Raw genomic sequence first — 21,970 nt, 5'->3', positions numbered from 1 at the left:
AGAACTGGCGGTGTTAGCCGCTTTCTTTTGCCTACTTTTCTTTGCGGCGGCAAAGAAAAGTAGGTGCCGCCCCGCACAGGGGCGACGCTTGAAGCACGAAGGCATAGCGCGGATGCCAGCGCAAAGTCAAAAACAAAAAGAGCCGTCGCAGACAAAAAAACAAGCCCCTCAATGCCCCGCAATATAAGCCTTAACGGCCGGCAAGCCGTCCTTGCCATCAATTGTCTGCACCCCTGCCAGCCACTTATCCAAAGCCTGCGGATTAGCCTTCAACCATGCCAGCGCAGCCTTATTTGCATCTTCCTTGTTCATGATAGGCACCATCACATGATTCTCGATAGCCGTCGTGAACTGCAAGTTCGACACAAACTTCGCCGCATTCGGACACCGCGCAGCGTAATCGGGCGGCGTAGCCGTAAACACCTTAGCCTCGCCATAATTAGGCCCGAACACATCATCCCCGCCAGACAGATAATCGATCTTCATCTGCACGTTCATCGGATGCGGCTCCCAGCCGAGAAACACAATCCACTTCTTGTCCCGAACCGCACGGTTCACTTCCACCAGCATGCCCGCCTCGCTCGACTCAACCAGCTTGAACTTGCCAAGCCCAAACTGATTGCCATCGATCATCTTCTTGATCAACGCATTGCCATCATTACCCGGCTCGATGCCATAGATCTTTCCATCGAGCTTGTCCGCGTACTTCGCAATATCGCTAAAGTTCTTCAGCCCGCCGTTGTACACATACTCCGGCACAGCAAGCGTATACTTCGCGCCCGTCAGGTTCGGCGTCGCCAACACCTTGATCGTGCCGGACTTCACGAACGGCTGGATGATCGGGTCCATCGTCGGCGCCCAATAACCCAGGAACACGTCGATCTGCTTGCTCTTGATGCCCGCAAACGTAATCGGCACGGAAGCAATCGTCTTCGTCGGGTTATAGCCAAGACCCTGGAAGATCGTCGATGCCAGCCCCGTCGTCGCCGCAATGTCGGTCCAGCCGACGTCGGCGAATCGGACGTTGCGGCACACGGCGGGATCGGCGGCGTGCGCGGTCGCGGCAGCCGTCGCGCACAGCGCGGCCACCATCATCAGCTTGCGTTTCATCAGATTCTCCTCGGAATAATTTTGCTTCGGTCCGACTCGCTAGTTCGCATGGCGGCGCTCGACACTCGGCGCATGTCCGAACTGAGCGCGATAGGCCTTGCTGAAATGACACGGCGAATGAAATCCGCACACAGCCGTCACGCGCGCAATCGATGCGTCCGTCGTGCGCAGCAGATCGCGCGCTCGCCGCAATCGCAGCGACAGGTAGTAATGCGTCGGCGACACGCTCAGATAAACCTTGAACATCCGCTGCAAATGGCGTTGCGACAATTGCACGAGCCGCGCGAGTTCTTCGAGCGACAAAGGCTCTTCAATATTCGCTTCCATCAGCCGCACCACTTCGATCAGTTCGGCACGCGAGAAACCGACGCGCGCATCGACGGGAATCGGTTGCGGATCGCTTGCACTGCGAATGCGCTCGAGAATGAACTGCTCGGACACTTGCGCCGCGAGGTTCTGCCCGAAGCGGGAACTGACGAGATCGAGCATCAGATCGAGCGGCGCGGTGCCACCCGTACACGTCAGCCGATCGCGATCGATCACGAACAGCTCGTCGGCGAATTGCACATGCGGATATTCCTTGTGCAGCGCCGACAGGTCTTCCCAATGCACCGAACAGCGATAACCGTCGAGCATTCCCGCCGCCATCAACGCATAAGCGCCCGTGCAAATACCGCCCAGCGGCACGCCCTGCGACGCGGCATCCGCGAGCAGCGTCTTCACGTTGCTATCGACTGCATTTCGTATCTGCGTGCCGCCGCACACGATCAGCACATCCGGCATGCCCGCCTCTTCGAGCGTGCGTGTCGGCTTGACGGTAAGACCGTTACTCGCCCGCACGGGCACGCCGTCCGTCGTGATCACAGACCAGCGATAGTGCTGCGCGCGCGAAACGTAGTTCGCCATCCGCAGCACCTCGACCGCGCTCGTAAACGCGATCATCGAAAAACTGGGCAAGGTCAGAAAGCCCACATGCGCAAGATTCGACAACGGCGCTTCAGCCCTGATAGACGTCACGTCGCGCTCCGTGATGCACAAAGAAGAATGTGTTTGGCCACCGCGAAAGCCCAAAGGCTCTCGCGGGGCAACCACTATTGGTTCTATTTCAGACGCGCCGGAAATACGGCGCTTGAGTGAAAACGACAGAGACCTAGCTTTGCGCGACAGCCTGCTGCTCGCGGCGCACGCGCATCACATTGCGCAGGCCCGCAAAGCGCGGCGCGGTGGCCGAACCAGGAGAGCGGCCGAAGCTCTCGGTAATGCGGTCCAGAATAATCGCCAGCAACACGACGGACAGACCGCTTTCGAAACCCAGCCCGATATCGAGGCGCTGAATACTCGCAAGCACATCGTTGCCGAGACCGCCCGCGCCCACCATCGACGCGATGATCACCATCGACAGCGCCATCATGATGGTCTGGTTCACGCCCTGCATGATCGACGGCAAGGCGTTCGGGAATTGCACCTTGTACAGCAGCTGCCACGGCGTGCAGCCGAAGGCCTGCCCCGCTTCGACGATCTCGCGGTTCACATGCTTGATGCCGAGGCTCGTCAGACGCACGGCAGGCGGCATCGCGAAGATCACCGTGGAGAGAATCCCCGGCACGCGGCCAAGCCCGAACAGCATCGCAGCGGGAATCAGGTAGACGAAGGCGGGCATCGTCTGCATCAGATCGAGAATCGGGCGCACGATCATATGCACATGCTTGTTCTTCGCGGTCCAGATGCCGAGTGGAATGCCCAACACGAGACTGATCAGCGTCGAGGACAGCGTGAGGCCAAGCGTGATGACCGTTTGGTCCCAGAAGCCGGTTGCGTAAATCAGCAATAGCGAAGCGGTGGCGAAAATTGCAAAACGCCAGCCCACGCGCCACAAGCCGATGCCGATAAAGAACGCCATCAGCGCCCACATCGGAATGGCCTGCAGGCCATGCTCGATCATCGCGGCGAAGCTCTCGATCGCCTTGCCGATCGAATCGAACGTGCTCGCATCGTGATCGAGCAGATAGTGAACGGACTGATCGACCCAGCGGCCGAGTGGAATCATCTCAGACATGGGCGCCACCTCTGTTACGCGTAATGACCTTCAGGACCGCGGCCTGATCGACGGAACCGCAATAGCGGTCCTCGTCGTCGACCACGGGCAGAGCCGTCGCGCTCGCGCACACGCGCGACACGACATGTTCGAGCGGCGCGCCGCGCGAAATGCATTCGACCTTGTTCAGTGACGGCGTCGAGTTGCCGATCGCCTCGCGTGTGACGAAGCCGCGGATGCGGCGCTCGGCATCCAGCACGAACGCGTATTCAGCGCTGCCGTTCAGCGACTCGGCAACGCTCGTCTGATCGAGATTGCGCACCAGCGGCACGCCGTTCGCCTGCATCAGATCGCCCGCCGTCAGATAGCGGCTCGTATCGACGCCTTCGAAGAACGCGCGCACGTAGTCGTCCGCCGGGTTCGCGATGATGTCCTGCGGCGTGCCGATCTGCACAACGCGCCCGCCTTCCATGATCGCGATGCGAGTGCCGATACGCAGTGCCTCTTCCAGATCGTGGGACACGAACAGAATCGTGCGCTGCTGGTTCTTCTGCAGTTCGAGCAGCACGTTCTGCATTTCCTTGCGCTTGAGCGGGTCGAGCGCCGAGAAAGCCTCGTCCATGATCATCAGCGAGGGGTTCACCGCGAGCGCACGCGCGAGACCTACGCGCTGCTGCATGCCGCCCGACAGCTCGGAAGGCAGCTTGCCCGCGAACGTCGCGAGGCCCACCTGTTCGAGCACTTCGAGCGCGCGCTTCTCGCGTTGCTTGCGTCCCATGCCGCCGACTTCGAGGCCGAACGCCGCATTCGACAGCACCGTGCGTTGCGGCATCAGCGCGAACGACTGGAACACCATGCTCATGTCGGTGCGACGCAGCGACGTCAACTCCGAGCGCTTGATGGCGGCGACATCGCGGCCATCGATAATCACCTTGCCCGCCGTCGGTTCGACGAGCCGGTTGATGAGACGGATCAGCGTGGACTTGCCGGAGCCGGACAGGCCCATCAGCACGAAAATCTCGCCTTCCTGCACATCGAAGGAGACATTGTGGACGCCCACCACATGCCCCGTCTTGGCGAATACCTCGTCCTTCGACGCGCCTCGCGAGAGCATGTCCTGCGCCAACTTCGGGTTAGGCCCGAAAACCTTACATAATCCTTCGACCACGACCTTTGGGGATTTCATCGAGTCCATCTCCTCGTGGTGCAGGCGCCGGCCTGCACATGTGTGACTACATAGTTGCCAGAAAAAACCCCGCCTAGCCGACTAATTGCGACAGACGCTTGCGGAAATGCGACACGAGGAAAAACGAACGGGCGTTAGCGGATGCTTGCAGCCCTTGTGCAGCAAGGCTTTATGAGGATGCTGCAGTGCGTGATGAGCGACTGCGCGTGTCGCTTATTGGAAGGTCGGCGTTCAACGAATGACACATTCGCGGCGCGTTTCCACAAGCGCCGTCAAGGGTTCTGCCTGCCGTGCCGCGCAAACTCGTCCTTCCATCGCGTCTGTTGCACTGCAACCGCGTCGCGTCGTGATCCTCGCAGCGCTTCCGACGAACGCCATCTCGTGCAACGAATGGGCTAAGCTGATCTGCACCGATGCACGAAAAACGACACCAAAACAGGAGACCTCATGCGCAAACTCCGCTCGCAAAGCTGGTTCGGCCGCAACGACAAGGACGGCTTCATCCATCGTTCGTGGATGAAAAACCAGGGCATTCCGCACGATGAATTCGACGGCCGTCCCGTGGTCGGCATCTGCAATACATGGTCGGAGCTGACGCCCTGCAACGCGCACTTCCGCGAGCTTGCCGAGTACGTGAAACGCGGCGTGCGCGAGGCCGGCGGCCTGCCGCTCGAATTCCCCGTGATGTCGCTCGGCGAATCGAACCTGCGGCCCACGGCGATGCTGTTTCGCAATCTCGCTTCGATGGATGTCGAGGAGTCGATACGCGGCAATCCGCTCGACGGCGTGATCCTGCTGGTCGGCTGTGACAAGACCACGCCGGCGCTGTTGATGGGCGCGGCCTCCTGCAACCTGCCCGCGCTCGCCGTGTCGGGCGGCCCGATGCTCAATGGCCGCTTTCGCGGCCGCACGATCGGCTCGGGCACGGGTGTATGGCAGATGTCCGAGGAGGTACGCGCGGGCACGATGAGCCAGCAGGAATTCATCGACGCCGAATCGTGCATGAACCGCTCGCGCGGCCATTGCATGACGATGGGCACGGCATCGACGATGGCGTCGATGGTCGAATCGCTCGGCATCGGTTTGCCGCACAACGCGGCGATTCCCGCCGTCGATGCGCGCCGCCAGGTGCTCGCGCATCTCGCCGGACGGCGCATCGTCGAGATGGTCCGCGACGATGTGACGATGGACAAGATCCTCACGCGCCAGGCCTTCGAAAACGCGATCCGCACGAACGCCGCGATCGGCGGATCGACGAATGCCGTCGTGCATCTGATCGCGCTCGCGCGGCGCATCGGTGTGGATCTCGCGCTCGACGACTGGGAACTCGGCTCGGATGTGCCGTGCCTCGTGAACCTGCAGCCATCGGGCGAGTACCTGATGGAAGATTTCTACTACGCGGGCGGCTTGCCCGCCGTGCTGCGGCAACTGGGCGAGCAAGGGCTGCTGCATCGTGACGCGTTGACCGTCAATGGCAAGACCATCTGGGACAACGTCTGCGATGCACCCAACTACGATCAGAAGGTCATCACCACTTTCGCCGAGCCGTTCAAACCGCAAGCGGGCATCGCCGTGCTGCGCGGCAATCTCGCGCCGAGTGGCGCGGTCATCAAGCCGTCAGCGGCCACGGCTTCGCTGTTGAAGCATCGAGGGCGCGCGGTGGTGTTCGAGAACGTCGAAGAACTGCACGCGAAGGTCGACGATGACTCACTCGATATCGACGAGCATTGCGTGATGGTGCTCAAGGGCGCGGGGCCGAAGGGCTATCCCGGCTTCGCCGAGGTCGGCAACATGCCGCTGCCGAAAAAGGTCCTGCAAAAAGGCATTACCGACATGGTGCGCATCTCCGATGGCCGCATGAGCGGCACGGCATATGGCGCGGTGGTGCTGCACATATCGCCCGAAGCAGCGGCAGGCGGACCGCTCGCCCTCGTGCAGACGGGCGACATGATCGAACTCGACGTCGCCGCGCGGCGTTTGCATCTGGACGTATCCGACGATGAACTCGAACGGCGCCGCGCCGCGTGGCACGCACCCGAACTGCCTGCACGCGGCTATTACCGGCTCTACGTCGAGCACGTGTTGCAGGCCGATCAGGGCGCCGATCTCGACTTCCTGGTGGGCGCGAGCGGCGCACCTGTGCCGCGCGATTCGCATTGATCATGACGCGACTATCTTCGTTCTCGCCGCGCGGCATGTGGCCCGTGCTCTACGCTTACTTCGACGCGAACAACACGCTCGACCGTCAAGCGATCCACGCGCAGATCGACGCAACGATCGATGCGGGCGCAAGCGGCATCGTGATTCTCGGTCTGGCGACGGAAGTGAACCGTTTGTCGCTTGAAGAGAAGCAGCGTTTTATCGAATGGACAGGCGAGCACATCGGCGGTCGCGTGCCGTTCGCCGTCACGATCACGGGTGATACGACCGATGCGCAACTTGCGCTGGCAGATCATGCCGTCGATCACGGCGCGTCGTCGCTGATCCTGCAACCGCCATCGGTTCGCGACAAGCCCGAATCGTTTTACTTCGATTTTTTCGCCGACGTCATGCAGCGCGTACGCGTGCCTGTCGGTATCCAGAATGCGCCGGAATATCTCGGCGTCGGGCTCACGATTCAATCGCTGGTCGCGCTCACCGCGCAATGCGGGCAGTTTCAGTGGCTTAAAGGCGAAGGCCCGGCCACGATCATTCATTCGACGATCGAACGGCTGCGCGAGCATGGCAGTCCGTTACCCGTGTTCAATGGGCGCGGCGGCCAGGAACTGATCGACAATCTGCGCGCCGGTTGCGCGGGCCTGATCGTCGCACCCGATTCATTCGACTGGCAAGCCGCGACGTACAGCGCTTTCATCGAAGACGATCAGGCGAGCGCGCAAGCGCTCTACGAATGCATCCTGCCATCCATCGTCTTCGTGATGCAATCGCTCGATGCGTTGACCTGCTACGGCAAACGAATCGCGGCGTGGCGCATGGGTTTCGATGTCGCACACGACCGGGGCATGCGTCCGACTGCATTTGGTCTGTCATGCGCGCGCCGTTTTGCCACGGCGCTGGGTCCGTTCGCAGATCAGCGCAACACGGCCCGTTGAAACAAAAAAGAGGAAGCCGGTTTCACAACCTCGCTTCCTCCTTCGACATCAGCGTCGAGCGCTAAGCCTTACTGTGCTGCCGACGCTGCTTCGTCGCTGGCTGCCTTTGCGGGCGCTGCCTTCTTGTGTGCGTGCTTCTTCTTCGTGCTGTGCTTCTTTGCGTGGTGCTTGGCAGCGGGTGCCGATGCTGCTGCGGGCGCCTCTTCCGTTGCTGCGGGAGCCGATGCCTGCGCGAATGCGGCGATCGAGAACAGACCTGCCAGAGCGGCGGCGATGATGTGCTTGTTCATTGCTTGAATCCTTAAACCTTGGGTTGTTGACTGACGGCTCGCTGGCCGTCCGACCTGATAGGGGTCATCGCACTAAACGCGCAGGTTCATGAAGCGTTGACGCGTTTCTGCTGGCAATCTTCATTCTTGACAGTTCTTTACAGGAACTGCAATTCGCGCATCAATGACGGCCTCTCCACTGCCCTTTTTGCCGCCTGAGTTCTGGCGCGCAGATTTATCTTTTTTTAAAGAAATGCATCGGAAAGAATCAACCGGTCGAACACGACCTGCAAAGCGATTGGGTCTGCGAAGCGAAGAAGTGTTGCAAATCACACACGTGTACTACGTCGGATTTGTTCGAAAATATTCAGTAGTTTCATAAAACGCAACTCAATTGCCAGTCTGTTCGTTATCCTTACGTCTTCCGTTCATTTTTCCTTCAACCCGCAGGACGAACCCCGCGTCAATGCGGAAATGGCGTGCATCGCGCCAACCCGTTCCGACGCCCCATGGGCGTTCCACCGACGCTGTCCAGCCTTCCCATCATGAATGCCATTCGCGATTTCCGGATTGCCATTGCAGACGACCACCCCGTTATCCGGCACGCTGTCATCAGCGCGTTGACGGGCATGCCCGGCTTTATCGTCGATGCCGCCGTCAAGTCGGGCAGCGAACTGCTGCAACTGCTGTCCGAGGGCACCTGGGATCTGATCATCACGGACTTGACGATGGGAACGGCGCAGGACGATATCGACGGACTCGACCTCATTGCGCGACTTCGCAAGCGCTATCCCGACATTCCTGTCGTCGTCTTCACGATGCTCGCTAACGATGACGTCCTGATCCGCGTATCCCGTTCAGGTGTCGCGGGCATCGTTGACAAACGCGAGGGCATCGAAGAATTCCGTATCGCCGCGCGCGAGGTCATGCAGCATCGCCGGCCTTATTTCTCCGCGAAGATCCGTGCGCGCCTTCATCGGCCTGACGGCAATGAAAAGAACGGCGGTAAGCCCGCGCTGACGAAAAAGGAAATGAACGTGATCCGGCTGTTCGCTTCCGGCGCGTCGTTGACCGAAATCGCGCGACAGGTGAACCGCTCGGTCTCGACCGTAGCGACGCAAAAAAGCACCGCAATGAAGAAACTTCATCTGGAGACGAACGCGGATCTCGTCAAGTACTCGCAGGTCAATGGCCTGGTCTGACGCGCGACGCCAGTTTGCATTGAAAGAAAAAAGCCGCTCGCATCGCGCGAGCGGCCCGCTTCCAGCAAGTGACTTGATGAACCTCAGAAGTTGAAGTTATCGATATTGCTTGCGTCAAACGTAGTCGGCGGTCCAAGAATGATTTCGCCTTGCGCGCCGATGGTGCGCTTGCCGAGCTTGCCCGCGTCGAACGATTCGCCTTCCTTGCCCGTGATCGCGCCCGATGCGAGGCTTGCCGCCGCATATGCCGCGAGATAGCCCAACTGACCCGGATCCCACAACTGGAACGCCTTCACGGTGCCGTTCTTCACGAACGCACGCATCTGGTTGGGCGTGCCGAGACCCGTCACCGCGACCTTGCCCTTGCTCGACGACGTCGAGATATAGCGCGCTGCCGCCGCAATGCCGACGGATGTAGGCGCCACGATCGCCTTCAGGTTCGGATACGCCTGCAACAGCCCCTGCGTCTCGACGAACGACTTCTGGTCATCGTCGTTGCCGTAAGCGATCTTCACGAGCTTCAACTTCGAATACTCGGGCTTCTTCAGTTCTTCCTGCATCCACTTGATCCACGTATTCTGGTTCGTCGCGTTCGGCGTGGCCGACAGAATAGCGAACTCGCCCTCGCCGCCCATCAGCTTCGACACGAGTTGAATCTGCCCGCGCCCAATGCTCTCCGCGTTGGCCTGATTCACGAACAGCTGACGGCCATCGGGCGCCGTGTCGGAATCGAACGTCACGACCTTGATGCCTTGCGACATCGCCTTCTTCAGATACGGCACGAGCGCATTCGCGTCATTCGCCGCGATGACGATGGCATCCTGACGCTGCGTGGTCAGCGTATTGATGTACGACACCTGCGACGACGCGCCCGCGTCCGACGGCCCCACCACCTTGCCCTGCCCCTTGAACTCCTTGATCGCGGCCATGCCGCCGTCGTCGGCAATCACTTCATACGGGTTGTTGATCTGCTTGGGCACGAACGCGATCTTCAGATCCGGCTTGATGCCTGCTGCGGACGCGGCGACGCTCACGCCCAGCAAGGCCGCGCAGAGCATCATCGCTCCCGCGTGACGCAGTGGTTTGTTCATCTGTTGTCTCCTGGTGGTGGATCGGACTTTTGGCGTCCGGTTGAATTAAACGGCATCACGTACGGCGGGTTCACATGACTTACGACGCACTCGGCTTTGTCAACGTTTGAGCGGCGATCAGCTTGCGGTCGCGCATCGCTCGCCAGCGCGCGACCAGGTTCGGAATCAGCACCGATGCGAGCAGCAGCGCGCCCGTCACGATGGTCAGCGTTTCGCTGGAGACATCATCGAGCGTGAGCGCATTCTTCAACACGCCGATGATCAGCAGCGACAGCAGCACGCCGACCATCGACCCGCGTCCGCCGAAGATGCTCACGCCGCCGAACAGCACTGCGGCAATCACCGACAGTTCGAAGCCTTCGCCGTTGTCGCCACGCGCGCTCGTGAAGCGCAGCGTGTAGACGATGCCCGCAAGCGCGCTCATGAAGCCCGACAGCATGAAAAGACGCATCCGCACTTTCGCGACCTCGATACCGGAGAACGCCGCCGCCGTCGAGTTCGCGCCGATCGCATAGAGGCCGCGGCCGAACGCCGTCGCCTGCAAGAGCACGGTGAACAGCACGGCGCAAACAATGACGATCACGAACGGCAGCGGAATGAACGTGCCGAACAGCGTGTCCATACCGAAGGCCGTGTAGCCCGCCGGAAAATCCGCGACTGCCTGATCGCCGAGCAGCACATACGACAAGCCGCGAAACAGCGCGAGCGTGCCGATCGTGACGGCGAGCGACGGCAGATTCAGCTTGACGATCACGAGCCCGTTGAACAGCCCCGCGATCATGCCGAACAGCAGCACGAGCACGATCACAACGGGCATCGGCAGGCCCATGTGCCACAGCACGCCCATCAGCGCGCTCGACGCGCCGAGCACCGACGCCACGGACAGATCGATCTCCGCCGCGACAATGATCAGCGTCATCGGCAACGCCATCAACGCGATCTCGGTGAGGTCGGCGAGCACGTTGCTGAGGTTCGCGCCCGTCAGGAACACGGGCGACAGCACACGCCCTAGCCCGAGCGACAGGATCAGCACGACGACCAGCAAGGTTTCCCAGCGCAGCGGCGTTTCGCGCTTGCGCGTGAGCAGCGCGGAATCGGGTTTAGCCATGATCGCGTTTCCTCATCATGCGTTTGGCGACGGAGCGGGCCAGCAGCGTGTCGGCGGCAATTGCCGCGACGATCAGCGCGCCTTCGATAGCCTGTTCCCAGAACGGTGACACGTGCAGCACGACGAGCGCGATGCTGATCACGCCGAGCACAAGTGCGCCGAGCGCCGCGCCGAGTATCGTGCCGACGCCGCCCGTGATCGCGACGCTGCCGACCACGGCCGCCGCTACCACTTGCAGCTCGATGCCCTTCGCGGTGCTCGCGTCGACGGTGCCGAAGCGCGCGAGCCACAGCGCGCCCGCAAAGCCCGCAATCGCGCCCGACAGCAGGAAGCCCGACATCACGCGCCGCTCGACGTTGACGCCCGCCAGGCGCGCCGCCTCGGGGTTCGAACCGATCGCGTAGTGCTCGCGGCCCGCACGGAAGTGCTTCAGATAGAACGACAGCGCCAACAGCACGGCGGCGGCGATCAGCGCAAGCGTCGGGATGCCTAGCACGGTGCCCGTCGCGAGACGCGAGTACGCTTCGGGCAAACTCGTCGCGTTGATCTGGCCGCCATGCACCCACGCGTAGTCGGCGCCACGGAAGATATAGAGTGTCGATAGCGTCGCCACCAGCGAAGGCACGCGCCCCACCGCGATCAACAGCGCATTGATGCCGCCCGCAACGAGCCCGATCGCGACGCCCGCAACCAGCGCGACCAGCACGGGCATCTGCGGAAACGCAACGTACAGACTGCCGACGGCATATGCGCTGATGCCGACCGTCGAGCCAATCGACAGATCGATGTGCCGCATCAGGATCACGACCGTCATGCCAGCCGTCAGCAAGCTCACGATCGACACGTTGAGCAGCACGTCGCGCAGATTCTGCAGGTTCAGAAACTGCGGCCGCGCGAGTGACGTGCCGAGTATCAGCAGGATCAGCACGACGAAGAGCGTCGTCTCGCGGCTCTTCGCGATCGTCCCGACGATGCCGCCGGGGCCGGAGCGTGTGCGTTGCAGCGGCGCATGTTCGATCGACGCCGCGTGTGAATGAGTCGAATGCCGGATCATGCTGCGCGCCCCAGTAATGCCGCCGATTGCCCGAGTGCCGCGCTCATGATGCGCTCCTCGCTCGCATCGGCGCGTGAAATGTCGGCACTGATGCGGCCTTCGTGCATCACGAGTACGCGGTCCGCCATGCCGAGCACTTCGGGGAGTTCGCTCGAAATCATCAACACAGCCATGCCTTCCTGAACGAGTTCGGAGAGCGCGCCATACACTTCCGCTTTCGCGCCGACATCGATGCCGCGCGTCGGCTCGTCGATGATCAGCACTTTCGGGCCCGTCGCGAGCCATTTGCCGAGCACCACTTTCTGCTGGTTGCCGCCGGATAGCGTGCCGACGGGCGCTGAAGGATCACTTGCCTTCAAGCGCAGCCGCGTGCCCCAGCGCGTCGCGAGTTGGGTCTCGCTGCGCGTCGAGATCAGACCGTGGCGCACAAGACGGCCGAGCACCGTCATCGACGCATTACGCGCGATGCTCAACTCCAGCGCCAGACCTTGTTGGCGGCGATCTTCCGGCACGAGCGCAAGGCCCGCGCGCACAGCCGCGGCGGGATTGCCCGTCTTGAGACGCTTGCCCGCGATCTGCACTTCGCCCGAATCGATCGGGTCGATGCCGAAGATCGCGCGCGCCACTTCGCTGCGGCCCGCGCCGACCAAACCCGCGAGCGCGACGATTTCGCCTGCGCGCACATCGAACGACACGTCCTTGAACACGCCGACACGCGTCAGATTGCGCACCGACAGACGCACGTCGCCGGGCTTCACATCGGCCTTCGGATAGAACGTTTCCAGATCGCGTCCAACCATCTTCGCGACCACCGATTCCGTCGTCATTTCTGACGTCGGCGCATCGAACACCTTCGCGCCGTCACGCATGATCGTGACGTGTTGCGTCAATGCAAACACTTCATCGAGCCGATGCGTGATGAACAGGATCGCGACGTCACGCTCGCGCAGCTTGCGCACGATCGTAAAGAGCCGCTCGACTTCGGGCAGCGACAGCGCCGCCGTCGGCTCGTCCATGATCAGCACGTTCGCGTTCAGCGACAGCGCCTTCGCAATCTCGATGACCTGCTGATCGGCGATCGACAGACCGCGCACGAGACGATCCGCGCGCAGATCGACGCCCAGCGACGCGAGCAATCCATCGACTTCGCGGCGCATCGCATCGTGCTGAATGCGGCCGAAGCGATCGACGGGCTGCCGTCCCATGAAGATGTTCTCGGCAATCGACAGATCGAAGAACAGCGTCGGTTCCTGATAGATGACGGCGAGGCCCGCGTCGCGCGCTTCGGCGGGTGTGGCGAAACGGCGCTCGACGCCATCGATGCGAAGCTCGCCCGTATCGGGCTGATGCACGCCCGCGAGTATCTTCACGAGCGTCGACTTGCCCGCGCCGTTCTCGCCGAGCAGCGCATGCACTTCGCCGGGCCACAGCACGAGTTCGCCATCCGATAGCGCGCGCACGCGCCCGAACGTTTTGCTGGCGTGCCGCAGTTCCAGCCTCGGCACGCTTTCAGTGTGTTGCTCCACCCTGTTCTCCTTCATGCTGCGACTGCATGTTGTTCGAGGCTTCTTCAGATGCGGTAGAAGCGTTCGGCATTGCGCACGAAGAGCGCGTCTTTCTCCGCATCGCTCGCGTCGCCGACGATCGACGCATACGCGCGCCACAAGTCGCCATACGAGCCGAACTGCCGGTCCACCGGAAAGTTCGATGCGAACATCGAGCGCTCGACGCCGAACGTGTCGATCGTTTCGAGCACGTAAGGCCGCAGGCTTTCGACGGTCCACTTGTGATCGAACATTGCGAGACCGCTGATCTTCACGGCGACGTTCGGACATTGCGCGAGCGTCTTCATCCCGTCGCGCCACGCGCGATATCCGGCAACGCTGTTGCGATCGACGAACATGCCCGTGTGATTGACGATGAACTGCGTGTCGTGATGCGCGTTCGCGAGTGAGGCCGCTTCTTCCATCTGCGACGGGTAAAGCTGCATGTCGAACGACATGCCGTGCTTATGCAGCAGCCGGAAGTTCTCGCGCCAGGCCGCGTCTCGCATGAAGTGGCGGGCTACGTAGTCGTACAGTTTGTCGTGATGCACGTTGAGGATTTGCCGCACGCCGCGCGTGTTGGCGAATGCGGCGTGTGCTTCGAGCACTTCGGCTGCGTTATCTGCAGCGAGATCGATGGCGGCGACGATTCCGTTCGGCATCGAGCGTGAACCCGCAGCGTCCGCGACGCTTTGCAGCCAGCGCGTTTCTTCGACGGGATCTTTCGGATCGTGATTCGCCTCGACATGCACGCACTTGAGCAACTCGATATCGCCCGCGTCCTTCAGCAGATCGGCGATCAGGTAGTCGTGCTTGAGCACACGCGCATCGCCGACGAACGACACGCCGGGATTGGCGAGCCAAGGGTAATGATGCGTTTTCAGATCCCACAGGTGAATGTGCGGGTCGACAACTTTCATGGCGCGTCCTTCGTCGCCGGCGCGCGTGCGCGGCGAGCGTCGCGAATCAGTGGAAGGGATGCTGCAGTTCAAATACTGGAACCAGCGCTTGCTGGAGCGGCGTATGGTCGGGCGCCGTCTGCATGATGTCGGCCATGTAATCCCACCATTTGCGCATCACGGCGAGTTCGGGCAGGCGCTCCATCGAATGATCGGCGTTGCGCGTCAGTATTGCGAACAGATGGTGCGTGTCTTCGTCGAGAAAGATCCGGTAATCGCGCACGCCTGCGTTGTGCAGCGCATCGACGAGTTCCGGCCAGATTGCCCGATGCCGGTGCTCGTACTCGTCGCGCATGCCGGGGTTCAGCACCATCCGGAAAGCGATTGTCTCCATGCCGGGCTTGTCTCCAGTGTCTTTGATCACTTGTTCTTGCCGCTCTCTAAGGTAGCGTCTTGATGCGACTATAATTCGGGCGTCGATAGCATCTCAATCCGTTGTTGGGATTGGGCGATACTCAAACCGAATCGCACCGCTGATCCTCCATGAGCCAGAACGCTGCCAGCATTCCCCTCGTCAACCGGCTCAAGTTCAAGCATCTTGCGCTGCTTGTCGCGCTCGACGACGCGCGCAACGTTCATCAAGCCGCCGATGCCATCAATGTCGCGCAGCCCAGCGCGAGCCGCATGCTCGGCGACATCGAAGAGGCGCTCGGCTTTTTGCTGTTCGAGCGCAACGCGCGCGGCATGCAGCCGACGCCGCTGGGCGTCGTTACGCTTGCGTATGCGCGGCGTGCGCTGGCGGACCTTACACGTTTTGCCGAAGACCTGGACGCGAAGCGCAAGGGCGGGCATGGGCAACTGACCGTTGGCGCGATCATGGGCGCCGCGCCCGACCTGCTGGCGATGGCCGTCGCCGCGCTGAAGACCGAACGGCCGTTGTTGCATGTATGCATTCTCGGGGAAACCAGCGATCAGGTGGTGCAATTGCTGCATCGCCGCGAAGTCGATCTCGCGCTGGGGCGGTTGACTAATCCGTTGCAGCATAACGATTTCAGTTTTGAGCCGCTGGCGCGGGAGACTTTGGTGCTGGTTGTGCGGGCTGTGCATCCCATTGCCGGGCGGAGTGCTGTTTCGCTTCGCGAGTTGATGGAGTGGCCTTGGGTGGCGCAGCCTATTACTAGTCCGGCTCGTGTTTTGTTTGAAGAGGAACTCGCCCGGGCGGGGCTTGGGACGCCGGCTAATCTCACCGAGTGTGCTTCTATATTTGCTACGCTGCAGTTGCTTGAGAATTATGATGCTGTGGCGATGTTGCCTGAGTCTGTTGTGCGCGATCATGTGCGCGGCAAGTTGCTCGTTGCGTTGCCTGTGGAGATTGGCAAGAGCCTTGCCGGGTTTGGAATCCTTACCCGGAAGGAAGAGGCTCTGGCTGAGCCCGCGCAGCGGTTTGTCGATTTGCTTCGGGTTTATTCGCATCGACTGGCTACTGAGGATAACCTGGTGGTCGGGGTTTAGGGTTTTTTGGGTGTCTGCGACGCTGGGTGGTTTGCTTGTTTTGCCGCTGGCATCCGCGATGCGTTAGCGTGCTTCAAGCGTCGCCCCTGTGCGGGGCGGCACCTACTTTTCTTTGCCGCCGCAAAGAAAAGTAGGCAAAAGAAAGCGGCTAACACCGCCAATTTTTCTTCCTGCCTGAGGGCCCCCAGCGGGTCTTACGCTTCACACGGCAATCAAGTGACCCATACTCGTTGCCAGCGCTCTTGCAATGCTCATCACCCGCTTCACGCCCCCGCGTTACAGCATGCCGTGCTGGATAGTCCACCGCCGCCCAGGTGGCAAACTGTGTGTCGGCCGTAGTGCCTCACCCGCCTCACTCCGGACCGATAGCGCACGCGTTCCACCCTGTAAGAGCGCCAGGCTATACGACGCAACAACCTACACACAGTTTGCCACCTGGGCGGCACAGACCATTCGCTGCCGCTGGCCCGAGTACGGGTATTCGAAGCGGGTGAGGCGTTCATTCGAAGCGTTGGCAACGAGCACCAACCGGGGCACTGCCGTGTGAAGCGTAAGACCGGTTAGGGGCCCTCAGGCAAGAACAAGGGCTGGCGGTGTTAGCCGCTTTCTTTTGCCTACTTTTCTTTGCGGCGGCAAAGAAAAGTAGGTGCCGCCCCGCACAGGGGCGACGCGTGAAGCACGCTAACGCATCGCGGATGCCAACAGCAAAAACAAGCAAACCACCCAGCGTCGCAGACAACCAAAAAACCCTCACTGCAAATTCACAAACAACCCACCATCCACCAACAACGCCGCGCCAGTAACATACCTTGCCCGATCAGAAGCAAGAAACACAACACAATCCGCCACATCCTCCGGCTGCCCCAGCCGTCCAAGCGGAATGCGCTTCTCGAAGTAAGCCTTCTTGGCATCATCGCCGAGATCTTCGGCATTCAGATCAGTAGCAATCGTCCCAGGCATAACAGAATTACACCGTATGCCGTAAGGCCCAAGCGCAATAGCACAAGACTGCATCAGCGAATGCACACCCGCTTTCGTCGGCGTGTAATGCGTCTGCATCCCACCCCCAACGAGCGCACTGATCGAACTCGTCGCGACGATCGCACCGCCAGTGCCTTGGGCCTTCATCTGCTGCGCAACAGCCTGCGTGACAAAGAACGCCCCATTGAGATTTACAGCAACAGTCGTCTCCAACACATCGGCAGGCATATCAAGAAACGCATGAAACGGACAAATGCCCGCATTGCTGGCCAGCACATCAACCTTCCCGAACGCCTCGACCGTACGCCGCACAAGCTCAGGCCCCGTCTCCTTCAACGCGACATTGCCCTCGACGGCAATCACCCGCCGCCCAAGCAATTCGATTTCACCCACCACTTCTTCGACCGCGGAGCGCCGGTTATACGACGCATCGTTGTCGCCCCAGTAGTTGATCGCAACATCGGCGCCCTCTTTCGCACACGCCACGGCAATCGCCCGACCAATGCCGCGCGAGCCACCCGTAACGATCACCGCCTTGTCTTTCAGCAGCACTGGCTTCTCCGTTCAATGTTGATAAGGCCGCTCGAGCGCACACTCGGGATTCAACCGCACACCGAAGCCCGGCGTGTCAGGCACCTTCATGCGGCCATTGACTGGCACCGGCTCGTCGAGCAGCAACGGCGTGAACATCGGCACCACCTGGTCGGCCTTCGGCGCCATCATCAAGAACTCGGCGAATGGCGAGTTGTGACGCGTGACGACGAAGTGATAGCTGTACACCGACGAGCCATGCGGCACGACCATCACATTATGCGCATCGGCGAGCGCGGAAATCTTGATGAGTTCGGTGATGCCCCCGCACCAGCCGACGTCCGGCTGGATCAGATCGCAGCAGTTCATTTCGAGCAGCATCCTGAAGCCCCAGCGCGTCGCCTCGTGCTCGCCCGTCGACACCATCATGCCGCGCGGCACGTTGCGGCGCAGTTCGGCGTAACCCCAGTAGTCGTCGGGTGACAGCGCTTCTTCGATCCACTTGAGCCCATATTCGTGCGCGGCCTTCGCAAGCTTCGTCGCGTACGTGACGTCGAGGCTCATCCAGCAGTCGTACATCAACCAGAAATCGTCGCCGACGCGGCTGCGCATTTCCGCGAGCTTGTCGATGTTCTTTCTGAGTCCCTCCTCACCTTCGGCCGGATTGTGCTGCAACGGCAGCTTGCCGCCGATAAAGCCCATTTCCTTCGCAAGGTCAGGCCGCGCGCCCGTCGCGTAGAACTGCAGTTCGTCGCGCACCGGGCCGCCCAATAGCTGGTACACGGGCTCCTTGCGCACTTTCGCGAGCAGATCCCACAGTGCGAGATCGACGCCCGAAATCGTGTTGAGCACCACGCCCTTGCGTCCGTAATAGAGCGTCGAGAAGTACATCTGATCCCACATCTTCTCGATGTCCGTCACGAGTTGTCCTTCGAGGAAGCGCGCCAGATGCTTCTCGACGATGAACGCGCCGATCTCGCCGCCCGTCGTCACCGCGAAGCCGACCGTGCCGTCGCTCGCCTCGATTTCGACAACCAGCGTCCCCAGCACGTTGATGCCGAACGACTGCCGGCTTTGCCGGTACTGCGGATAACGCGCCATCGGCGTCGAGATGTGATCGTCGATCCAGTGTCCGTCGGCCTGATCGTGATAGTCCGCGCCGCCGCCGCGGACGACGAAGGCACGCACGTGCCGGATAGTGGGCATCGCCATGTTCTAGAGCTCCGTTCGTGGGTTGCGTGCGCCTCGCATGTCAGCGGGCGCGATGAATGGGTTGCGGGAAAGCGGGCCTGTCGCGCGTCGCGTCGCGGCGCACCAGCGTGCCGATCAGCAGCGCAGCCAGCAGACTCGCCGCGCCGAGCAGCAGCAGACCCGCCGACGTCGACTGGAACGCATGCTCGGCGCTCGTGCGCAGCGTCGGCGCGATGAAGCCACCCAGACTGCCGAGCGAGTTGATCAACGCGATGCCGCCTGCGGCCGCCGGGCCCGTCAGGTAGCGCGTCGGAAACGTCCAGAAGAGCGGCTGCGCGGCGATGAAGCCGCTTGCCGCGCAGCACAGCGCGGCCATCGCCAGCAGCGGACTGTGCGTCGCGCCCGATACGCCGATCCCGCATCCGGCGAGCACCAGCAGCGCGACAGCCCAGCGCCGGTGCGTGCCCGTCGCGTCGGCGCGGCGCGGCACGAACCAGGTCAGCGAGAGCGCGCAGATCCACGGCACGGCCGCCACCATGCCGACCCGCAAGCCGACCGACTCGCCCATCAGCGCCGCGACCTGCTGCGGCAGATAGAAGATCACGCCGTACACGCTCATCTGGATCAGCAGATAGATCGCGGAGAACAGCAGCACGCGTTTATCGACGAGCGCCGCAAGCAGGTTGCGCGGGCCGTGCGCGGACGCGGCGCGCGCGTCGTCGTCGAGCGCCGCGCTCAAGTTCTTGCGCGCTTGCGGCGTGAGCCAGCTGGCGTCTTCGGGCCGATCGTCGAGATAGAAGAACGCCCACACGCCGACCACCGAAGCCAGTCCGCCTTCGATCAGAAACAGCCACTGCCAGCCCGCGAGATTCAACGCGCCGTGCAGCTCGAGCAGAAAGCCCGACAGCGGACTGCCGAACATGAAGGCAAGCGGCGCGCCGAAATAAAACACGCCGACAGCTCGCGCACGCGCCGATTGCGGAAACCAGCGTGTCAGGTAATAGATGACGCCCGGAAAGAAGCCCGCTTCAGCGACGCCGAGCAAAAAGCGCAGCGCATAAAACGTGGTGGCCGTGTGCGCGAGACTCATCGCCGCCGACACGAGGCCCCACGTGACCATGATCCGGCACATCCATAGCCGCGCGCCGACGCGATGCAGCAGCAGGTTGCTCGGCACTTCGAACAGCGCATAGCCGACGAAGAACACGCCCGCGCCGAACGCGAACGCGGCGTTCGAAATGCCCGTGTCGTGCTGCAAGGCCTTTTGTGCAAAGCCGATATTCGCGCGATCGAGGAACGCGAGCACGTACATCAGCAGCAGGAACGGCAACAGCCGCCGCATGACCTGGCTGACGATGCCGTCGAGGGTGTCGCGGGTTTCGGACGAGGTCCCGTTCATCATGTCTCCGTGTCGCCTTCGTGCGAAGGCGCAAGCGGCATGCGTGTGCCGCCTTCGTTCGTCGCTTTCGCTCTTGATTGCTATCGGTTGGGTGCGACGGGTCTAGTACGTCGCGCGGCCGCCCGACAGATCGAACACGGCGCCCGTGCTGAACGCGCAGTCTTCAGACGCGAGCCACAGGATCAGCGACGCTGCCTCGTCCGGCAGCAGGAAGCGGTTCATCGGAATCTTCGACAGCATGTAGTCGATGTGCTCCTGCTTCATCGAATCGAAGATTTCGGTTTTCGCGGCTGCGGGCGTGACGGCGTTGACGAGGATGTTCTTCGTCGCGAGTTCCTTGCCTAGTGATTTGGTCAGGCCGATCAGCCCTGCTTTCGATGCGCTGTAATGCGATGCGTTCGGATTGCCTTCCTTGCCCGCCACGGAAGCAATATTGACGATGCGCCCGTAACCCTGCTTCAGCATCTGCGGCACGACCGCGCGGCACGCGAGATACGGGCCGATCAGGTTGACGTCGATCACGCGGCGCCACATGTCCGGTTCGAGTTCCCACGTCGTGCCGTTGCCGCCCGTGATGCCGGCGCAGTTGATCAGTACGTCGATGGCGCCGTGGGCGGCGAGCGTCTGGCTGACGGCGGCGTCAATCTCAGCCTCTTTGGTTTGATCGACGGTGACGGCTGCGACCTTGCCGAGTTCGCTTAGCTCTTTCGCGCTGCGCTCGAGCCGCTCGGTGTCGACATCCCAGAGCGCGACGGCCGCGCCCGAGCGCAGCGCGCGCTGCGCTACCGCATAGCCGATTCCCCGCGCGCCGCCCGTAATGACGACGACACGGCCCTTCAGATCGATCTGATTCATCGCTGCGCTCCTTGTTTTGCTCCTGATGCGCGGGATGTTGCTCGCGCATTTATTGTTTTTTGGGTTTGGGTTGGTGTTCGGTCACGGACCCTCGGTGTACGGAATATAAATCGGGGGGTGATACGGGAACAATTCGAGTGTTGGATGGGGTGATAACAAAAGTGAATCGGAGAGGGGCCGTGCGGCGCGAGAGTTGTTGGTCGGGGTTTTGGGTCTTTTTCCGGCATTCCGCGTTGGCGCCTACGCGGCGCGGTTGGTTTGTTTCTTTTTGCCTTTGCGCTGGTATCCGCGGTTTGCCTTCGCGATTCAGGCGTTGCCGGGCGGTGTTTTGTGTATTGCGCTGGCATCCGGAGGGAGGTGTTTGCTGCGCCAGCGGTTTGGTTTGCCTGGGTTTTCGCTGGCATCCGCGATGCGTTAGCTTGCTTCACGCGTCGCCCCTGTGCGGGGCGGCACCTACTTTTCTTTGCCGCCGCAAAGAAAAGTAGGCAAAAGAAAGCGGCTAACACCGCCAACCTTTCTCCCTGCCTGAGGGCCCCCAACCGGTCCCTCACTTCACACGGCAGCGTTCCTGTTCGCGTTGGTTGCCAACGGTTTGAATGAATGCCTCACCCACTTCGAATACCCGTACCCGGGCAAGCGGCAGCGAATGGTATGTGCCGCCCAGGTGGCAAACTGTGTGTAGGTTGTCGCAGCGTACAGGGTTGCGCTCTTACAGGGTGGGACGCATGCGCTATCGTCCGAAGTGATGCGTGTGGAGCACAAGGGGCCGACACACAGTTTGCCACCTGGGCGGCCGTGGACTACCTGGCAAGGCGTGCTGTAACGCGGACATATGAAGCGGGTGAGGCGCAGCGCAAGAGCGTTGGCAACGAACATGGGTCACGTGATTGCCGTGTGAAGCGTAAGACCCT

Annotated in this window: 18 protein-coding genes and 1 pseudogene; 4 read left to right on the top strand and 15 right to left on the bottom strand. The window is 61.5% G+C overall.

The window, feature by feature from the left end; all coding sequences use genetic code 11:
- Positions 1-168: 168 nt before the first annotated feature.
- The 4 genes and pseudogenes from BLT65_RS39650 to BLT65_RS39635 form a co-directional block, all read right to left on the bottom strand.
- Positions 169-1,110: a choline ABC transporter substrate-binding protein gene (locus BLT65_RS39650; RefSeq protein WP_091788938.1), complete on the bottom strand. Its 942-nt coding sequence runs from the start codon at positions 1,108-1,110 to the stop codon at positions 169-171.
- Positions 1,111-1,149: 39 nt separating this feature from the next.
- Complete coding sequence (locus tag BLT65_RS39645; protein WP_233446538.1) at positions 1,150-2,127, bottom strand: GlxA family transcriptional regulator; 978 nt, start codon at positions 2,125-2,127, stop codon at positions 1,150-1,152.
- 133 nt (positions 2,128-2,260) lie between these two features.
- Positions 2,261-3,166: a choline ABC transporter permease subunit gene (choW, locus tag BLT65_RS39640; RefSeq protein WP_091788935.1), complete on the bottom strand. Its 906-nt coding sequence runs from the start codon at positions 3,164-3,166 to the stop codon at positions 2,261-2,263.
- Positions 3,159-4,448 (bottom strand): annotated as a pseudogene (locus tag BLT65_RS39635) (quaternary amine ABC transporter ATP-binding protein); the annotation flags it as partial. The gene choW and the pseudogene BLT65_RS39635, both read right to left, overlap by 8 nt.
- A gap of 330 nt (positions 4,449-4,778) precedes the next feature.
- On the opposite strand from BLT65_RS39635, the gene BLT65_RS39630 reads away from it, so the two are divergent.
- On the top strand, positions 4,779-6,491 hold the full coding sequence (locus tag BLT65_RS39630; RefSeq protein WP_091788932.1) for an IlvD/Edd family dehydratase: 1,713 nt from the start codon (positions 4,779-4,781) through the stop codon (positions 6,489-6,491).
- A 2-nt stretch (positions 6,492-6,493) separates the two neighbouring features.
- Positions 6,494-7,423, top strand: a complete 930-nt coding sequence (locus tag BLT65_RS39625) for a dihydrodipicolinate synthase family protein (protein ID WP_244186968.1) — start codon at positions 6,494-6,496, stop codon at positions 7,421-7,423.
- A gap of 68 nt (positions 7,424-7,491) precedes the next feature.
- Here the strand turns inward: BLT65_RS39625 and BLT65_RS39620 are convergent, their stop codons facing one another.
- Positions 7,492-7,713, bottom strand: coding sequence for a hypothetical protein (locus tag BLT65_RS39620; protein WP_007745791.1), 222 nt, complete (start codon positions 7,711-7,713; stop codon positions 7,492-7,494).
- Between the two features lie 524 nt (positions 7,714-8,237).
- Here BLT65_RS39620 and BLT65_RS39615 point away from each other — a divergent pair.
- Complete coding sequence (locus BLT65_RS39615; RefSeq protein WP_244186967.1) at positions 8,238-8,894, top strand: response regulator transcription factor; 657 nt, start codon at positions 8,238-8,240, stop codon at positions 8,892-8,894.
- Positions 8,895-8,977: 83 nt separating this feature from the next.
- On the opposite strand, the gene rhaS is transcribed toward BLT65_RS39615, so the two are convergent.
- From rhaS to BLT65_RS39585, 6 genes are all read right to left on the bottom strand, one after another.
- Positions 8,978-9,985 (bottom strand): rhamnose ABC transporter substrate-binding protein, encoded by a 1,008-nt coding sequence (gene rhaS / locus BLT65_RS39610; protein WP_035988574.1) that lies wholly within the window; start codon positions 9,983-9,985, stop codon positions 8,978-8,980.
- 79 nt (positions 9,986-10,064) lie between these two features.
- Positions 10,065-11,093, bottom strand: coding sequence for an ABC transporter permease (locus tag BLT65_RS39605; protein WP_091788926.1), 1,029 nt, complete (start codon positions 11,091-11,093; stop codon positions 10,065-10,067).
- Positions 11,086-12,147 (bottom strand): ABC transporter permease, encoded by a 1,062-nt coding sequence (locus BLT65_RS39600; RefSeq protein ID WP_091788923.1) that lies wholly within the window; start codon positions 12,145-12,147, stop codon positions 11,086-11,088. Before BLT65_RS39600 ends, BLT65_RS39605 begins: the two co-directional genes overlap by 8 nt.
- Positions 12,144-13,688, bottom strand: a complete 1,545-nt coding sequence (locus BLT65_RS39595; RefSeq protein WP_091788920.1) for a sugar ABC transporter ATP-binding protein — start codon at positions 13,686-13,688, stop codon at positions 12,144-12,146. The genes BLT65_RS39600 and BLT65_RS39595 overlap by 4 nt, the downstream gene beginning before the upstream one ends.
- 29 nt (positions 13,689-13,717) lie before the next feature.
- Complete coding sequence (locus tag BLT65_RS39590; RefSeq protein WP_091788917.1) at positions 13,718-14,611, bottom strand: amidohydrolase family protein; 894 nt, start codon at positions 14,609-14,611, stop codon at positions 13,718-13,720.
- Between the two features lie 46 nt (positions 14,612-14,657).
- On the bottom strand, positions 14,658-14,984 hold the full coding sequence (locus BLT65_RS39585) for an L-rhamnose mutarotase (protein WP_091788914.1): 327 nt from the start codon (positions 14,982-14,984) through the stop codon (positions 14,658-14,660).
- A 149-nt stretch (positions 14,985-15,133) separates the two neighbouring features.
- On the opposite strand from BLT65_RS39585, the gene BLT65_RS39580 reads away from it, so the two are divergent.
- Complete coding sequence (locus BLT65_RS39580) at positions 15,134-16,102, top strand: LysR family transcriptional regulator (protein WP_091788912.1); 969 nt, start codon at positions 15,134-15,136, stop codon at positions 16,100-16,102.
- A 750-nt stretch (positions 16,103-16,852) separates the two neighbouring features.
- Here the strand turns inward: BLT65_RS39580 and lra1 are convergent.
- The 4 genes from lra1 to BLT65_RS39560 form a co-directional block, all read right to left on the bottom strand.
- Positions 16,853-17,635: an L-rhamnose 1-dehydrogenase Lra1 gene (gene lra1 / locus BLT65_RS39575; RefSeq protein WP_042312425.1), complete on the bottom strand. Its 783-nt coding sequence runs from the start codon at positions 17,633-17,635 to the stop codon at positions 16,853-16,855.
- A gap of 12 nt (positions 17,636-17,647) precedes the next feature.
- Complete coding sequence (rhmD, locus tag BLT65_RS39570) at positions 17,648-18,826, bottom strand: L-rhamnonate dehydratase (protein WP_035988586.1); 1,179 nt, start codon at positions 18,824-18,826, stop codon at positions 17,648-17,650.
- Between the two features lie 40 nt (positions 18,827-18,866).
- Positions 18,867-20,207 (bottom strand): MFS transporter, encoded by a 1,341-nt coding sequence (locus BLT65_RS39565; protein WP_208545878.1) that lies wholly within the window; start codon positions 20,205-20,207, stop codon positions 18,867-18,869.
- 99 nt (positions 20,208-20,306) lie between these two features.
- Entirely contained in the window at positions 20,307-21,059 is a 753-nt protein-coding gene (locus tag BLT65_RS39560) for an SDR family NAD(P)-dependent oxidoreductase (RefSeq protein WP_091788909.1), read from the bottom strand.
- Between the last annotated feature and the right edge of the window lie 911 nt (positions 21,060-21,970).

The sequence above is a fragment of the Paraburkholderia steynii genome (assembly GCF_900100565.1).
GTDB lineage: Bacteria > Pseudomonadota > Gammaproteobacteria > Burkholderiales > Burkholderiaceae > Paraburkholderia > Paraburkholderia terrae.
Note: the sequence above shows the minus strand (reverse complement) of the source record. Positions and strands in the feature narration are given on the sequence as shown.

What these genes read in the sequence shown, in the direction of transcription:
- BLT65_RS39615 (WP_244186967.1), top strand. Translation starts at nt 8,238, where the DNA reads ATGAATGCCATTCGCGATTTCCGGATTGCCATTGCAGACGACCACCCC.
- BLT65_RS39630 (WP_091788932.1), top strand. Translation starts at nt 4,779, where the DNA reads ATGCGCAAACTCCGCTCGCAAAGCTGGTTCGGCCGCAACGACAAGGAC.
- BLT65_RS39580 (WP_091788912.1), top strand. Translation starts at nt 15,134, where the DNA reads ATGAGCCAGAACGCTGCCAGCATTCCCCTCGTCAACCGGCTCAAGTTC.
- BLT65_RS39565 (WP_208545878.1), bottom strand. Translation starts at nt 20,207, where the DNA reads ATGATGAACGGGACCTCGTCCGAAACCCGCGACACCCTCGACGGCATC.
- choW (WP_091788935.1), bottom strand. Translation starts at nt 3,166, where the DNA reads ATGTCTGAGATGATTCCACTCGGCCGCTGGGTCGATCAGTCCGTTCAC.
- BLT65_RS39605 (WP_091788926.1), bottom strand. Translation starts at nt 11,093, where the DNA reads ATGGCTAAACCCGATTCCGCGCTGCTCACGCGCAAGCGCGAAACGCCG.
- BLT65_RS39595 (WP_091788920.1), bottom strand. Translation starts at nt 13,688, where the DNA reads ATGAAGGAGAACAGGGTGGAGCAACACACTGAAAGCGTGCCGAGGCTG.
- BLT65_RS39560 (WP_091788909.1), bottom strand. Translation starts at nt 21,059, where the DNA reads ATGAATCAGATCGATCTGAAGGGCCGTGTCGTCGTCATTACGGGCGGC.
- BLT65_RS39625 (WP_244186968.1), top strand. Translation starts at nt 6,494, where the DNA reads ATGACGCGACTATCTTCGTTCTCGCCGCGCGGCATGTGGCCCGTGCTC.
- rhaS (WP_035988574.1), bottom strand. Translation starts at nt 9,985, where the DNA reads ATGAACAAACCACTGCGTCACGCGGGAGCGATGATGCTCTGCGCGGCC.
- BLT65_RS39600 (WP_091788923.1), bottom strand. Translation starts at nt 12,147, where the DNA reads ATGATCCGGCATTCGACTCATTCACACGCGGCGTCGATCGAACATGCG.
- BLT65_RS39585 (WP_091788914.1), bottom strand. Translation starts at nt 14,984, where the DNA reads ATGGAGACAATCGCTTTCCGGATGGTGCTGAACCCCGGCATGCGCGAC.
- rhmD (WP_035988586.1), bottom strand. Translation starts at nt 18,826, where the DNA reads ATGGCGATGCCCACTATCCGGCACGTGCGTGCCTTCGTCGTCCGCGGC.
- BLT65_RS39620 (WP_007745791.1), bottom strand. Translation starts at nt 7,713, where the DNA reads ATGAACAAGCACATCATCGCCGCCGCTCTGGCAGGTCTGTTCTCGATC.
- BLT65_RS39650 (WP_091788938.1), bottom strand. Translation starts at nt 1,110, where the DNA reads ATGAAACGCAAGCTGATGATGGTGGCCGCGCTGTGCGCGACGGCTGCC.
- BLT65_RS39590 (WP_091788917.1), bottom strand. Translation starts at nt 14,611, where the DNA reads ATGAAAGTTGTCGACCCGCACATTCACCTGTGGGATCTGAAAACGCAT.